We start from the raw sequence: 15,518 nt of genomic DNA, 5'->3' as shown, positions 1-15,518 counted from the left end.
AAATATGAGGCAATTAAAATAATTTTTATTCGGGTAGATTCCTTAACTAGAAAGACTTTTGGTCTTGAGATAATATTAGGTCGAGGTCTATTGGGTAAGACTTTTAGACTGTTTGGAAATCAAAAAGTACCATATCTGGGAGTGATCGGCTTCAGGTACTTTTTCCCTGAAAATTAGGTAATTGACCCCCTCGAAATCGCTAAAACCCTACACCCTGCCCCCCACGAACAACTTTTTCAGCAAACCCTAGTTAGCTAATCTTGCCCAATGCCCTTTCTGATTTAGAGTAAGCAAAAATCAAACTCGGTTTCGACTTACCTCTTTTCCTACCATAAATTGTAGTTTTTGGGCATTATCTTAACAAAATTTAACTGACAAGAAAACAGTAACTTTTTAACAGCCTCTACAGGATATTTTCTTAATTAAGAGGCTCTCATTCTGCTAGTTTCTAGAATTTTAATCGGCCTCGATGAATTGATTAATCATCAAAGTAAAAATCGAACTACGAGGAATGAATAACCATGGTACTTTCAGAACTAGCACCAACGGCTGTAACCCCTGTCCCGTCTGATTTATCCACACCCACTGAGGTTAAAAAATCCCCTGCTCAAAACAATGATCTAATCTATTTTTGTGAACTAGATTCTAGTAACAAACTGAACTGTCGTTGACTTCAAGGATGTCTTGTACCCAGTCAAAAGTAAAAAAGGAAATTGAACCTCTTGCACAAGTCAAAAAGTAATCAATCCTGATGCTGAAAGCATTCTATTGGCTCTTCTCGTTTCTGTGTGGAAGGAAGAAGAATAGGGATAATTTTTCAAAAAAAATATAGTCTTCAAAGCCTTGCCTAGGAAGACTCCTACGAATGATAAGCACTGATTATCACACAAAGTCGAGGAGAGCCATCTATTCTTCTTTCTGTTGCCTGTTGCATGAGTTCCTATTGCCTGACTTCCGCAGGAAGTCTAATGTTTATAACCAATTTCCAATTAAGATAAAAGAAGACCAATAAACGGGATGACTATACTGATTATTAATATCTGGATTACTTTGAGCTTGAATTAATTGGATTTGAGCCTCTCTTAAGGCTTCTGCTTTATTAACCCCTGAATTAATTAAATTGTCATAAAAAGCCAAGATTAATTGTAACGTAGATTGATCAGAAACTGGCCATAAAGACGCAATCGCACTTTGAACCCCTGCTTGTATCGCTACTCCTGCTAATCCTAGCGCAGATCGTTCGTCTCCTTCTGCGGTTTCACAGGCGGTTAAGGTGAGAAGTTCAACAGAGTTAGAGCCTGATTCAAGCAGTCTTAAGGTATTTTCAAGACTTTTAAGGGCTATTTTATCATTATTTCCCGCCACCAGAAAGGTGTCATCTGGAATTGTCCCAAATTGAGCATGGGTGGCAATATGAATAATGGAGTAGTCAGCATTATCTAATGTTTGGGTGAGGGTTTGGGGGTTAAATTGTTGATTAACTAGCAGTTGATGATTAGGAAATTGTTGGGAAATGGTGGCAATTTCAAGGGGAATATTATCTAAAGAAGGAAAAATTTGACCATCAATCTGACTTTCTTCGGTGACTCCTAAAATTAACGTTTTATTGTCAGATAAGGTTCTTTTTTGCAGAAAGGTTAAGGATAAACTAGGGGTAGTAGAGACAGCATATTTTTCGATCAGAAATTGTTTACCATCATGTAAAGCAGCCATAGGGATGGGGCGAAAAGGACTATCTTGGATAAAAACTAAGTTTTTTACGTCGTATTCCTGTAAATCAGTCTCAAAAGGACGAATTATCTGACTATAGAGGGTTTCAGATAAGCTTGTGTCATAATCACCTAGAGTTAAAAACCCATCTAAGATACTTTGACGAAATTGAGCAATATTTTCGATAATATTGGCTTTATTCTGCTTAATCCAGTGAATTTTTATACTTTGATCGGGTAAAATTATAATGATTGCTGTTTTCTCTTGAAACATTAAAGAATTAATAATTGCCGTCTGAGGAAAAGCAGATATAGGCTGAGAATCAGGGGCATCAATCCGCAAAAAACAGTCATTTCCCAGATGATTTTGCAATTCTGCGAGTCTTAGATGATCAATAATCTTGAGGACTTCTTTTAATTCTTGTTTTTGTTGTATAGATGATAAACTTTGAGAATCAGCTAATTGTAGCTTTAATTGAGCAAGTTGACGATAAATAGGTTCAATACTATCACGAAAGTCCAATTGTACGTCTTTTTCAGTCGTTAATAAGTCACTACGGATATTTTCAAGAGTATTATAGGCGTTTTGATAGGCGTTAACGGCGAGGTTGAATTGTCCTTTTGCTTGAAAAATACGCCCTTTTTGCCATTCCAAAAGATATAAGCCATCTTTTGTGTTTAAATCTTGATTAGCCACTAAAATCGCTTTCTGTGTTAGGGTTAAGGCTTCTTTTGTTCTGCCAAGACATTCATAAAAATGACCGATTGCGCCTAATGCAAAAGACTCTACACGAGGATTATTAAGATTTTTAGCAATTGTTAAAGCATTATCGAGAATGGATAATCTTTGATAGTCAGATAGTTGCCATTGCGTCGGACATTGGATTAAAGGGGTACTTAAGGCTAAAGAAAAGGCGGGTAGACTCGCTAAGTCAATACTAGCGTAAACCGTTGTTACATTTTGAGGGACCATAGGGAGCAAGATTAACGCCTGTTGTAAATCATTTTGCCGTTGTTGGGGAGAAATTATCTGAAAATTTTGAGAATAATAGGATAAACGAATTAAATTTAATAAATTCTCTAGTTTTGTTAAAGGATCTTCTGATCCATTTAAGTTAGCACGGAAATTTTTGGTAGCTTGTTGATAGTCGGAGATCGCTTGTTTTTGAAAAGTATTGGAGCGGTTATGATCTTGTTTTTCAGCAGATTTTGCCCGTAATTGGGATAATTGACCTCTAGCTGTATAAGAATTGCCTAAGCTTTGTTTTAAGGATGTTTGAGCTTCTGTAGAGGGTAAAGATAGAGCGGTTTCTAGGGTTTGAATACTTTGGTCATATTTTCCGCTAAAACGGTAAGCTTCTGCTAAAATTCCTAATGCTGAACGTTCTATGCTTGTATCCTCTATCTGACGACTGATAGCTAAGGCGGTATTAGGTTGACAGGTTTTTTCATCGGTTGAAGCACATAAAAGAGCGATCGCTGTTTGTGGTTGACCAATATTAAGATAAATTTGCGCTTTTTGTGTTAATATTTGACTTAGTTTCCCTTTATTTCCTGTTTTAATGGCATATTTTTCTAACTTTTCTAAGGTTTCAAAGACTTGCTCATTTTGATTTAATTTTTGATAAGCTGTTGCTAAGTTTTCAAGGATAATTTGCTTTTCTTGGGGTTCTGAGGAAGCAGATAAAGCTTTTTTCCAGATTTTTACTGCTTCTTGATAATTTCCTGCTTGATAAGCGTCAATTCCCTCTTGTACCCATTGACGAGGACTCATCGATTGAGCCATCAAAGGAGCATGAAATAAGATAAAGTGAGAGGGTGTTATTTTGCCTAATCCCGAAAAAAAGACTAAGCTGGCGACAAATAGCCAGATCAAAAGACGCGAATAGGAGAAAAAGCGATGAAACACGGTTTACTAAGTCGATCATTGAATCAATGCTGTAATCCTACTATAAAAAGTTGAGGAGTGATGTAACAATGTTCAGGATAAAAATGTTAAAATTTCGTAACCTTGTTAGCTTATTAATCTCCTTGAGTCTATTTTCAGTTAAAAGTCCAGCTATTGCTCAAATTATTCCAGATACTAGCTTAGGAATCGAAGGTGCTTTCGTTATCACTTTTAATCAACTGCTACAACTAATTCAAGGTGGTGCAAGAAGAGGTGAAAATCTGTTTCAAAGTTTTCAGGATTTTAACATTCGTGAAGGGCAGACGATTATTTTAACCAATGCCAAGGACGTGAATAATATTTTAATTCGGGTAACAGGGAATAATCCTTCGGAGCTCTTAGGCAATTTATCGCTTATTAAAGCAGAAACGATTAATAATTTACTGATTAATCTACGGAGTTTGTCCCCTTTACCGAATACTAACTTATCAAGTTTAATTCAACCCCAAGACTTAGGAACAGCAAGCTTATTTTTTCTCAACCCGAATGGGATTTTATTTGGACCCGATGCGAGGTTAAACTTAGGGGGGTCATTTATCGCCACAACCGCTAATCAGATAAAATTTGCAGATGGGACGGTTTTTAGGGCAAATTTAACCCAATCTTCCCCTATTTTAACTATTAGTACCCCTATTGGTTTAGGTTTCACCTCATCTTCTCCTAAACCGATTACCCTACAAGGCCCCGAACAATCCCTTACAGGTGTTCTTCAAAGTATCCCTAAAGTGGCAGGAGGTCCGAATGAAGTTTTAGAAGGGACAAAAACCCTAATTGAGAATATTTTAACTCGCCCTGTCGGTTTACAGGTTTTTCCTAACCAAACCATTGCCCTAGTCGGGGGGGGATGTGACTTTAAATAGTGGAAGTTTAACCGCTTTGGGGGGAAGAATAGAAGTCGGAAGCGTCAGAAATATGGGTAATGTCAGCTTAACTCCTGTTCCTAAGGGATGGAGGCTAGGATATGAAGGGATAGATAGTCAATCCCAAGGTCAAATTACCTTATCTCAACTGGCCTTGCTAAATAGTAGCGGGTTAGGAGGGGGCGAGATCAAGTTAACCGCTCAAAAGGTCGCTTTAATCAATGAATCTGCCATTTTATCAGTAACACTTTCTGACCAAGATGGGAGAGATATTTCAATTCAAGCGCAGGATATTCGTTTGAGTAATGGTTCGATTATTGGTACTGGAACGTTTATTGATACTCTTGGTGATAGTGGGAGTGTCATTATTAAAACCAATAATTTAACGGTACAGGGAGCATCTCTTATTGAAACCACTACCCTTGGACAAGGAAAGGGGGGAAATTTAATTATTAATGCCCAAAATGGCGTTAATGTGATTGATGATGGTTTTATTGCAGCGGGCTCTTTGGGTGCAAGTCAAGATCAAACTGGTTCAGCAGGAAACTTAATCATTGAAACACAAATTTTAAATATTAATGAAGGGGGAGAAATTCTCAATGCAACCAGTTCTGGTCAAGGGGGAAATTTAATCATTAATGCTTCAGAAAGCATTAATATAGATGATTTTGATAGTGCTATCTACACAGATACTTTCGGAAGAGGGAATGCAGGAAATCTTGAGATTAACACAAAAACTTTAAGAATAAGTAACGGGGCGCAAATTTCTGCGGCCACGTTTGATCAAGGAAAAGGAGGAGATATTCTGCTCAGAGCGAGCGATAGCCTTTACATTACAGGAATATCCTCTGATCTGAGATTTCCTAGTGGGATTTTTACCTCAACAGGGATCATTGGGTTTGATTTTCAACCTCAAGGAGAAGGGGGAAACCTTTTGATAGAAACAAGACGCTTAACCCTCACAGATGGCGCGGTGATTTCTACATCTACCATTAGTCCCAAAAATGCGGGAAACGCTGTGCTAAATATTAGCGATACCTTATCCTTAGAACGGAATGCTCGAATTACTGCCAGTACAAGTGCTGATGGCAATGCAGGTAATATTCGCTTGAATGTGGGGAATGAGCTATTAATGAATCAAAATAGTCAAATATCTACCGCAGTAACTAGAAATTCATTAGCTAGGGGTGGATTGATCGAAATCAACGCCAATTCTCTTAATCTCCAAAATCAATCAGAAATTAGCGTTCGTTCGGAAGGACAAGGCAACGCAGGTAATATTAATATTAATCTGACGGGTTTATTCAGTGCCACTAATAGTGATATTACCGCAAATGCCAATCAAGGCGCAGGGGGAGAAATTACCCTCACCGCAGATAACATCAGATTACAGGGAGATAGCGATATTCGGACGAATGTAAATAATGGAGCAGGAGGTGGCGGAAATATTACTGTAACAGCTAATTCTATCCTATTATTCAATGATAGCGATATTTTAGCTTTTTCTCGTGATGGACGAGGTGGCAACATTCAATTTAATACGCCTGTATTTTTTGGTAATGGTTATCAACCGATTTCGAGTGAAAATGATCCTAATACCCTAGATGGTAACGATAGAGTCGATATTAACGCCAGTGGTGCAGTCTCAGGTGCAATTATTATTCCAGACTTGACCTTTATTCAAAATAGTATCGTTCAGTTGCCAGAATTCTTGATTAACCCTGAAAAACTCTTAGCTAATAGCTGTATTTCACCTAATCAGGACCGCGGGGGTAGTTTTATCATAAAAGGCTCAGGAGGTGTCCAAAATCGGCCAGGAGATATGAATACTCCCTCTTATTTCCCTGAAATCATTCAACCTATTCCTGAAACACCCGCTCAACCTTGGAAAAAGGGTGATCCTATCATTGAACCGCAAGGGGTTTATTACACTCCAGACGGACGACTTTATCTTAGTCGAAAATGTTAGGATTTTTCAACTATTATCTATATTTTCCGTCAGCCAATTTTTAAAGTTTCTGATGGCTTCACTTCTCCCCAGTTGTTGACTTTGTTTAACAAATTGATTAATTAATTCAATAATCGGAATCTGAGGAAAATTGGGACTGCTTAAAGACTCAATATATTCTCCTTCTTGTAATAAATTAATCTGTAGGCCACTTTGAGTATAACGCCACAGTTCTGGAACACCTAACTGTCGATAATTATCTAAATAGGTACGGGAAGTAATATCAATTTCTAGGACTAAATCAGGGGGGGGATCACTTTCTAAATTAAGTCTATTTTTGCCAATAACGGCTTGATAGTTTTTAATATAAAAACAGGCATCAGGTTCAACTGCTTGATTCATCCGCTCGTTTTTAAATGTTGTTGATCCTAACGGTTCAAAATCAATATTGAGTACTTCTAACAAAAACTGAACCATATAACTAATGATTTCTTTATCTTTTTCATGTTCGGGTAAAGGTACCATAATTTCTAATATTCCGTTACTGTAGGATAACCGAGAAGCACGACTTTCTCCTAATTCTGATAATATTGTCTCAAATTTTTGCCAGTTAAGCTCTTTTAAAAGTAACTGTTGACCGGGATTGACGATAATTTGTTCTAAGGCTAATTGCATGGCTTTAGCTGAAAATGTTGATTTCTTAGTTTAATTATACCCTTACTCATAGGATTTCAACAAAAATTAAGCCTATTTGTAATATTCTGCCAGTTTTATTAAAGTGTTATTTCGTCGAGTAATAATTTTGGCATCAACCCCTTCAGATGGCTCTAAATGTTCAGATTCTACGAGAGATTTAATAAAATTAGAAACTTGAGGGTTTAATTCTCCTTGATGGGTTGAAGATAAGCTCGTCATTAAAGCATCATACCATAACCCATTTTCGGCATAGCGTTCTGCTTGTTCAGTTTTTTGAAGTGAATTAGCCACTTGTTGACTTAAAAAAATGGGCATTTCAACCACTCTAAATTCTGCTCGTTGAATCATCCAAACGTCAGGACTTTGACGAATAGCGACTTGCCAAAGATACTTTTTACCCACTGCTAAAGGGGTTTGATTACTGGGAAAAGAAAAGTTATGAATTCCTCCTTTTTGTTGAAATCGTACAGCCAAGACCAGCAATTTTAGACACAAGCTATACTTATGCCATCAAATCCACAATTAAAGTTAATGACCGAGCTACTTCACCTAGAAGGAGTTGTCGTTACCAATTATCAAATTATTACCGATGCAGGAATTGTTTTACATTTAGAAAATATGTCAAGAGAAAGCCAGTGCATTCATTGTGGAAGTAAAACGGAAAAACTTCATCAAAATAATGAATTAACAATCCGAGATTTACCCTTTGGAGAACAGGCATTATATCTGAGAATCAATCGTCGTCAGATGAGATGCGAGAAATGTGGGAAAAAATTCACAGAAGAACTAAATTATTTGCCGAAGAAAAGAACCTACACAGACAGATTTAGAAAAAAAATAGTGGCCGAAGTCCTGAATAGTGATCTCAAAAATACGGCAGAAAGAAATGGAGTAAGCGAACAAGAAATAGAAACGATGCTCAAAGACTTAGGAGAAGACTTAATAACCGCAAAACCTCAAGGTCTAAAAAAACTAGGAATAGATGAAATAGCCATGATAAAGGGAAAAGGAAATTACTATGCTGTGTTAGTAAATATATAGCGGTTCTCGCATCTGTGCGGCACACTTAAACCTTTGCTGATTAAGCTGTTCAGGATCGGAAATGTACCTCTTGTGAATCAGAAACGCTATAGACACAGGAAAAATTGTAGGCTTAGTAGAAAAAAGAACAGAAGAAGCATTAACAGAATATCTGAAACAGTGGGGAGAAGAGGTTTTGAGCCAAATAGAGGAAGTAAGTATAGACCTGTGGATAGGGTATAAAAATGTGGCAGAAAAACTAATGCCTCAAGCGCAAATAGTAGGAGATAGATTCCAGGTAATGAAACAAGTAAATAACGAGCTAGATGAAGCCAGAAAGGAGGTAAAAAGAGAGGCAACCAAGATAAAAAATAAGAAAAATAAAGAAAATATCTTAGCAGGAATAGCCAAGAGCAAATATACCTTATTAAAGAATGAAGGAGACTTAGTAGAGAAGGAAAGGAAAAAATTGGAAGAAGTATATAAAGTGTCTCCAAAACTTGGGGAAATGCACAAATTAAAAGAGGAATTTAGAGAAGTATTTGAGAAAAATACGGAGGGGAATGAGGGATTATTTGCCTTGAGCGATTGGATAAAAAAGGCGATGGCTTACTTTCCTAAAAGCTGCCAGACAATGAGGCGGTGGATTGACGAAATAACTGCCTATTTTGATAACCGAACAACCCAAGGAACAGTGGAAGGAATTAACAATAAACTGAAGGTGATTAAAAGGAGAGGCTATGGATTTAGAAACTTTAAAAACTTTAGTCTTAGATGTTTATTAAATTGGCATTTTGCTAGTTGATTTTACATGGTAAGTTCGGAAGAACCCAAATTACCTCATTTGTTGAGGGGGGGACTGGATGGAATAATTTACTTCCTGATCCCGATCCTGCTACTTTAGGAGGGATAGGATTAGGTTTACGCTGGTTAGTGGCTAATGGTTTAACTGTTCGTTTAGATTACGGGATTCCGTTAGTTTCTGTCGATAATTCCGGAAATTCACTGCAAGAACAAGGGTTTTACTTTTCGGTGAGATATAGAAAAGCATTCTAGCATATTCTGAGAGAATTATAATAATAGTTCTCAATTAACTTAATCCGAATCTTTATCTTTTGTCGCTTCGTTAATTTCAGCTTTTTTCTTAAAGAACGTAGGTTGGGTTGAAGCATGAAACCCAACGCCCGATTATGTTACGCTAACGCTAACCCATCCTACAAATAATTGTGCCTACCTACTTAATTTCAGCGTTTTTCTTAAAGATGAGGTATAATTAATGTCGTTTGTGCTTCGAGGCGAGCGCTCTGTTCAAACCCTCATTCTGTAAGGCTTCTGGGGTTGGTGATCGCAGTCTTGGATTTCAAAAAAGCCTAAAGATATTATCCAACCAGGTTTTTAGATTTATTCAGCCAACCCTAGTTAAAAAAGAGAGGAGTAGGTCGCCATATCTAGTCCCTTGAGAACGGAATTCGGTATGGGTCAAAGTTTCTAGAAAAGCCCTAGGGGTAGCTTGAGTATTTATACTTATTGCAAAATAGGTATGCTTTTCCTAACATAAAGTTGATCGGTAATCGTGCCGAACTAATTACCGAAAATTTGGGTCTAAAGCCCTTGTAATGATGTTTTTACTGTATTCAGGAAGTTGAAAAAATGAAGACCAAATCGATCATAAGCTTACTATCTCTTAGCATTATAGGAATGTCAATCTATGCGGGTCAAGCTAATAGTAGTGATTACCGGGCTTTGACCCCGGAAGAAACATCACGGTTGACTGATGCTTTGCTAAAACAGGGTTGTAGGAATCCTAAAGCGATGAAATTTGATGTTGAGACTAACCAGTTTGAAGCAGAAGATGCTGTGTGTGAGGGAGGAAGAAAGTATGATATTTACCTTGACAAAAACTTTAGGATTGTTTCAATGAAACCAGACTAAAAGAGCAAATCCCTGAGAAGCTTTTACTGGTCGCTGCGAAGATTACCGATCAGGTATAACAAAGCCATTCTGACAGCGACACCACTGGTAACTTGTTGGGAAATTAGACTAAAATCGGGATCGTCCATTAAATCGGAACTAATTTCCACTCCCCGATTCACAGGACCGGGATGAAGTACCTTAACCCCCGGTTGACAGGATTGCAAACGAGGACGAGTAATGCCAAAACTTTGATGATATTCCCGTAAACTGGGCAAAAGATTGGCAGTCATGCGTTCTTTTTGCAGTCGCAGGGTCATCACAAAATCGGCCTTTTCTAAAGCTGGTTCTAAATCCCAGTGGAGAAATAGGCGATCGCACAATTCCCCAAAATATTTCGGCAGTAGGGTGGGGGGTGCGGACAAATGTACTTCCGCCCCAGCCGTGGTTAAACTCCAGATATTGGAACGAGCGACACGAGAATGGAGTATATCCCCAACAATAGCGATTTTTTTACCCTCTAACAGTTCTAAACGGGGATTTTCTTCATCTAACAGACAACAGATCGTAAACAGGTCTAAAAGTCCCTGGGAGGGGTGTTCGTGTTGACCGTCCCCAGCATTAAGAATACTGACCCCCGACTGCAAACGGTCCATTTCCCCCGCGATCAAATCGGGAACCCCCGACTGTTGATGTCGGATGACAAAGATATCCGTACCCATGGCCACATAGGTTAAAGCGGTATCGAGAATCGTTTCCCCCTTAGTCAAACTGGAACTACCCGGGGCAAAATTGAGAACATCGGCCGAGAGACGTTTCGCCGCTAGTTCAAAACTACTACGGGTGCGGGTGGAAGGTTCAAAAAAAAGATTTGTCACCACTTGACCTTGTAGGGCCGGCACTTTCTTGGTACGTCGGGAAAGAACTTCACGAAAACTAGAGGCCGTTTGTAGCAGGGTTTGGTATTCTTCCGGTTGCCAGTCTTGCAATCCCAAAATGTGGTGTCGGATCCAAGTGAAAGCCATAGGCGTTAAGGAGGCGGTAAAAACGGCAAATTTCGTCTATGCTATTGTAGGATTTCTTTGCATCAGGTTAATAAATAGGGTTTATGAGAATTAATTTTTCCTTCTGTCAGATCACTCTTGCGATCGCTTTATTTCTCAATCCCTTGCCGGCGATCGTTGCCCAGACTGCCACCTCTGGGGAAATGGTATCACCGACCACGGGCATTAATTACACTCGCCTGAAAAATTTCCTCGCTCAACAAAATTGGCGGCAAGCTAACGATGAAACCCGTAATTTAATGCTGAAAGCAACCGGACGGGAATTACAGGGCTGGTTTACCATGGAAGACCTGCAAAAATTGGCCTGTTGGGATCTGCAAAAGATGGATCAACTCTGGAAAGAAGCTTCCGGGGGTCGTTTTAGTTTCAGTACCCAATTTCGCATTTTTATCGAGACGGGTAATCGACCGGGGCGCTTAGTGGCGATCGAAAATTTTCAAACTTTTGGCGATCGCATCGGTTGGCGTAAAGATGGTGATTGGATTATTTTTAAAGAGAATCTTAACTATACCCTCAATGCTCCCGTCGGTCATCTGCCGGCGCCCCGGGACGAATATCAGATCGCCGGTGGTCGCCTAGAATACACCACCCTCGCCCAAAGATTAGTTACCTGTAATATTGTTAGCTTAGGGCAAAGCAAACAATAGACCTCTTGTAAAAATCAAAAATTGTTGTTAGGGTTAGGAGTCAGTAGTCAGTAGTCAGTAGTCAGGAGAATTAAGTAAGAATGAATAATAATCAATTAAATAGTCTATTGACAGATTTTAGGCAATTTAATCCTTATTTTTGCCGTTTTTGAACCCTCAAAAATTAATTATGCCAGAGGTTAAATAATCACGGCGATCAATTCTGTAGAATAAAATTTAAGGAAAAGCTTCTCTCCTCATCTTCCTCTTCCTTTTCCGATTTCCTAGCACTTTTTCCGCCAAAAACCCCTAAATTTAACAATGATTAAACGATCCGTTAACGTATCGAGAGCGATCGGTTCGTCGATCGCCGTTTCCCTAATTATCACCGGTTGCGCCCCCCAAACCCCCCAAGCCACTCGACCGGCGGCTGTTCCCGTCAAACTGCAAACCCTCGGCACCGACAAATTAGTGCAAAGTAGCGAATTTGTGGGTACTTTGATCGCCCAAGAGCGTGTTAGCGTCTCCCCTCAGATTACTGGTCGGATTCGCACTATTTTCGTTAAATCTGGCGATCAGGTAACTCAGGGACAAAAAATCGCCGAATTGGATCCCGAACAACAACAGCAACAGGTAAACGCTGGCATCGGCCAGGTAAATTCGGCCAAAGCGAACCTGAATGCGTCTGAGGCGGATTTAAGGCAAAGACAAGCGCAAGCGAGGGCAAATAAAGCCCAAATTGCCCAGAATCGGGCAAATGTGGCCAATGCCGAAGCCAATGTGAAAAGTCAGATCGCCACCTTGAGCGCCGCCGAAGCTGATTTACAGAGAGCGAGAGCTAATTTAGATTTGGCGGAAAAAAACCTAAAAAGAGCCGAATTTCTGGTCAAACAAGGCGCACAGCCCCAACAGGACTTAGATGATCGCCGCCGCGACATTCAGGCCGCCAGGGCGGAAGTAGAGGCCCGGTCTAAAAATCGTGATGCGGCCCGTCAACAGGTGACGGCGGCTAGAGCTACCCTACAGGCAAACAAAGAAGCATTAAATATCGCCATTCAAAACGAATTAGCCTCACGGCAACAGGTGGCGGCGGCAGCGGCAACAGTGAACAGTCGTCAAGCAGCGGTAGCCAGCACTGAGGGGCAATTAGGGGCGACGCGCCAGAATTTAGTTTTTAACACCATTACCGCCCCGATTGATGGTTTTGTCGGCGATTTTAATCAAAGAAAAGTCGGCGATATTATCTCCCTGGGTGAAGAATTAACCTCGTTGACTAACAATAAAACTTTGGAACTAAATGTGCAGATTCCCGTGGAATTACAACCGCGTCTGCGCGTCGGGTTGCCCGTGGAAATTATTAATCCCGATGGCAGCCCGGGCGTTCGCGGTCAAGTAACTTTTATTTCCCCCACCGTTTCCCAAGCTACCCAATCGGTTTTAGTGAAATTTGCCTTTACTAATGATGGCAGTCTTCGCAATAACCAATATGTGCGGACGCGGTTAATTTGGGATCAAAAACCGGGGGTATTAATTCCCACCACAGCAGTGACTAGCATCGGGGCGCAAAATTTTGTTTTTGTCGCCGAAAAAGAAAAGGCTAAAGAAGGTCAAGAAAACGCCGAGGAGCGTTTAGTGGTCAGACAAAAACCAATTCAAGTCGGCACAATTCAAGGGCAAGCTTATCAGGTTATTTCTGGAGTAAATGCCGGGGAAAGAATTGCTATTAATAATATTCTTTCTCTCCGAGATGGTACAGCTATAACTGTTAGTCAGCAGTAATTTTTATGAGTAATTCGATTACCGTTCGTCCCCTGTCAGCGCAACTAATTACCGCCGAGAGTTTCCGTCCCTACGGTCAATTAATAACCTCTAGTCATGATGGGAAAATGTTTGATGAAAGCGATGCACAACTGCATTTAAAAAACGGTGTGCCACGTTTTTATATTATGCGTTTACAGACTCGCGGACGTAAATTTAAGCGAATTACTCGTCATAGTCAATGTACCCAATGTCTTGGTTCTTTGGGGGGACAAGAGTGGTTTTTAGGAGTGGCCCCCCCTAGTCCTTATCCTCAACCGGATTTAGAAAAATTAAAGGTTTTTCGCATCCCTGGGGACTGTTTTATTAAATTAGAGGTGGGAACTTGGCACGCTGGCCCACTTTTTGATCAACCGGCGATCAATTTTTATAATCTCGAATTGAGCGATACTAATATTGTCGATCATTTTACTTATAATTTTGCCCAAGAGCAGTCAATAGAATTCGAGATTGTTGATTAAAAAAAATAATTTTTTTACTTAACTTTTCGCAATCCTTTAGAAAGATAGGCAACGAAAAAAGCTAACACTCCTGTCATTCCTACCTCAAAATAATTGGCCATGAGAATAGCGGTAAAAAAAAGGAGCAAGATAATTAATATAGTCCGCTTTTGTTCAGATAATTTCATCTCTAATTGCCTCTAATTCGGTTTTAATACTTAATGGTTGATAACCTAAAGAAAAAGCAAGAGAACTATCAAGAGAAACATCCTGCGGACGCGGCGCAATCATGGGAAAATCGCACTGTAAACAGGGTTTTATTTGTTCTCTGGGAATGTTAAAAACTGCCGCCATTAGTAAACCAAATTGATAACGAGAAACTCTTTCTTTACCTCCCAGATGAATAATCCCTTGCACTTTTTCTAATGCCAAAAGTAACCCATCCACCGCACTATTAACCCCAACAGCTGTACGATATTCATCGGTAAATAGAGATAATTCTTTTCCCTCTTGGAGGGTTTTTAAAAAGGGTTGCAGAAAACTATTAGCGCTGGGAGAAGGGGAACCAAACATCAAAGGCATTCGACAAATGGCTGCTTGAGGATATATTGCTAAAATACCCTTTTCCGCCGCTACTTTTTGCTCACCATAGACACTGACGGGAGAAACGGGATCATGTTCGGAATAGGGGGCATTTTTACCATCAAAAACTAAATCGGTAGAGGTAAAAACTAGCGGTATTTGATATTGACTACACAAACGGGCAATTTCTAGAGAAGCTGTCAGATTAATTGCCTCGGATGCTTGGGGAAATTCTTGACAGAGATTCGGTTTTGATTGGGCAGCCGCATGAATTACCGCGTCGGGTTTAATCTGTTGAAAAAGTTCTTTAACTGCGGCTAAGTCTGTTAAGTTAATTTTAATTAAATTCGGGTCATTACTATTGACATTGTGATTAAAGTATGTACCAAAACTTGCCCAGTATGAGCGAGTTTTTTGGTAAATATGCCAACCTAAAAACCCACTAACTCCAGTGATTAACAGCCTTTTCATAGTTTAGAGATTAAATCCTTTTTCGTAGACTAAAAACTGCACTTGCGGTTCCAAAGGTTCACTAACTAAACCAATTCCTGCAAATCCCCATCGCTGCATTAGTCCCTTTAATTGTGTTCCTGAGAGAGTTTCCACAGAAAAATTATTGGCTAAATCCTGAGCATGGGTATTGATATAACTTAAAGCATCGTAGGATTCTTTAAACAGAAGCAGATAACTAGCCGGAGTTTCGCTTTCACCTTTTCTCAGACGCGCTACTAGATATTGTCCGTCTTGTTTTGACCTGAGTAAATAATGCGTAGTTGCTAACATAGTTTATTAAGTGAAAAGTGAAAAGGAAAAAAGGGGTTGGGTGGGGGTACATCCCATTTTTGTAAATCTACTGAGTTGGGATTTTTAAAGGGAAACTATCTGCTAAAATTGGT

Annotated in this window: 13 protein-coding genes and 1 pseudogene; 7 read left to right on the top strand and 7 right to left on the bottom strand. The window is 39.5% G+C overall.

The window, feature by feature from the left end; translation table 11 throughout:
• Positions 1–972: 972 nt before the first annotated feature.
• A complete protein-coding gene (locus tag O9290_RS09945; protein WP_288058801.1) occupies positions 973–3,618 on the bottom strand; it encodes a CHAT domain-containing protein in 2,646 nt (881 codons plus the stop codon).
• A 68-nt stretch (positions 3,619–3,686) separates the two neighbouring features.
• Between O9290_RS09945 and O9290_RS09940 the strand changes: the two genes are divergently transcribed.
• Complete coding sequence (locus tag O9290_RS09940; protein WP_288087010.1) at positions 3,687–4,517, top strand: two-partner secretion domain-containing protein; 831 nt, start codon at positions 3,687–3,689, stop codon at positions 4,515–4,517.
• The gene (locus O9290_RS09935) at positions 4,504–6,486 is read left to right on the top strand and encodes an autotransporter outer membrane beta-barrel domain-containing protein (protein WP_288058797.1); all 1,983 of its coding nucleotides are present in this window, start codon (positions 4,504–4,506) and stop codon (positions 6,484–6,486) included. Before O9290_RS09940 ends, O9290_RS09935 begins: the two co-directional genes overlap by 14 nt.
• A gap of 6 nt (positions 6,487–6,492) precedes the next feature.
• On the opposite strand, the gene O9290_RS09930 is transcribed toward O9290_RS09935, so the two are convergent.
• Entirely contained in the window at positions 6,493–7,140 is a 648-nt protein-coding gene (locus O9290_RS09930; protein ID WP_002759554.1) for a Uma2 family endonuclease, read from the bottom strand.
• Between the two features lie 72 nt (positions 7,141–7,212).
• Positions 7,213–7,635, bottom strand: coding sequence for a DUF928 domain-containing protein (locus O9290_RS09925; RefSeq protein ID WP_223213000.1), 423 nt, complete (start codon positions 7,633–7,635; stop codon positions 7,213–7,215).
• A 30-nt stretch (positions 7,636–7,665) separates the two neighbouring features.
• Here O9290_RS09925 and O9290_RS28465 point away from each other — a divergent pair.
• Positions 7,666–8,986 (top strand): annotated as a pseudogene (locus tag O9290_RS28465) (ISL3 family transposase).
• A gap of 845 nt (positions 8,987–9,831) precedes the next feature.
• Positions 9,832–10,113 carry a hypothetical protein gene (locus O9290_RS09910; protein WP_149986500.1) on the top strand — a complete coding sequence of 94 codons (282 nt, stop codon included), beginning with the start codon at positions 9,832–9,834 and terminating at the stop codon, positions 10,111–10,113.
• A gap of 23 nt (positions 10,114–10,136) precedes the next feature.
• On the opposite strand, the gene O9290_RS09905 is transcribed toward O9290_RS09910, so the two are convergent.
• Positions 10,137–11,117, bottom strand: a complete 981-nt coding sequence (locus O9290_RS09905) for an aspartate carbamoyltransferase catalytic subunit (RefSeq protein ID WP_079207700.1) — start codon at positions 11,115–11,117, stop codon at positions 10,137–10,139.
• 83 nt (positions 11,118–11,200) lie between these two features.
• Here O9290_RS09905 and O9290_RS09900 point away from each other — a divergent pair, with 83 nt between their 5' ends.
• The 3 genes from O9290_RS09900 to O9290_RS09890 all read left to right on the top strand — a co-directional run bounded on the left by O9290_RS09900 (position 11,201) and on the right by O9290_RS09890 (position 14,061).
• Positions 11,201–11,803 (top strand): GUN4 domain-containing protein, encoded by a 603-nt coding sequence (locus O9290_RS09900; RefSeq protein ID WP_002759547.1) that lies wholly within the window; start codon positions 11,201–11,203, stop codon positions 11,801–11,803.
• Between the two features lie 300 nt (positions 11,804–12,103).
• Positions 12,104–13,561 carry an efflux RND transporter periplasmic adaptor subunit gene (locus O9290_RS09895; RefSeq protein ID WP_288058795.1) on the top strand — a complete coding sequence of 486 codons (1,458 nt, stop codon included), beginning with the start codon at positions 12,104–12,106 and terminating at the stop codon, positions 13,559–13,561.
• 5 nt (positions 13,562–13,566) lie between these two features.
• Positions 13,567–14,061: an ureidoglycolate lyase gene (locus O9290_RS09890; protein ID WP_288058793.1), complete on the top strand. Its 495-nt coding sequence runs from the start codon at positions 13,567–13,569 to the stop codon at positions 14,059–14,061.
• Positions 14,062–14,075: 14 nt separating this feature from the next.
• On the opposite strand, the gene O9290_RS09885 is transcribed toward O9290_RS09890, so the two are convergent.
• The 3 genes from O9290_RS09885 to O9290_RS09875 are packed head-to-tail and all read right to left on the bottom strand — an operon-like array spanning position 14,076 to position 15,405.
• Complete coding sequence (locus tag O9290_RS09885) at positions 14,076–14,228, bottom strand: hypothetical protein (protein WP_002759543.1); 153 nt, start codon at positions 14,226–14,228, stop codon at positions 14,076–14,078.
• Entirely contained in the window at positions 14,215–15,093 is an 879-nt protein-coding gene (locus O9290_RS09880) for an SDR family oxidoreductase (RefSeq protein WP_288058791.1), read from the bottom strand. Before O9290_RS09880 ends, O9290_RS09885 begins: the two co-directional genes overlap by 14 nt.
• Before the next feature lie 3 nt (positions 15,094–15,096).
• Positions 15,097–15,405, bottom strand: coding sequence for a hypothetical protein (locus O9290_RS09875; protein WP_002759539.1), 309 nt, complete (start codon positions 15,403–15,405; stop codon positions 15,097–15,099).
• Positions 15,406–15,518: the final 113 nt, after the last annotated feature.

This window comes from Microcystis sp. LE19-41.2A (genome assembly GCF_027530405.1).
Classification (GTDB): domain Bacteria; phylum Cyanobacteriota; class Cyanobacteriia; order Cyanobacteriales; family Microcystaceae; genus Microcystis; species Microcystis aeruginosa.
This window is presented reverse-complemented; position numbering and strand designations above follow the sequence as displayed.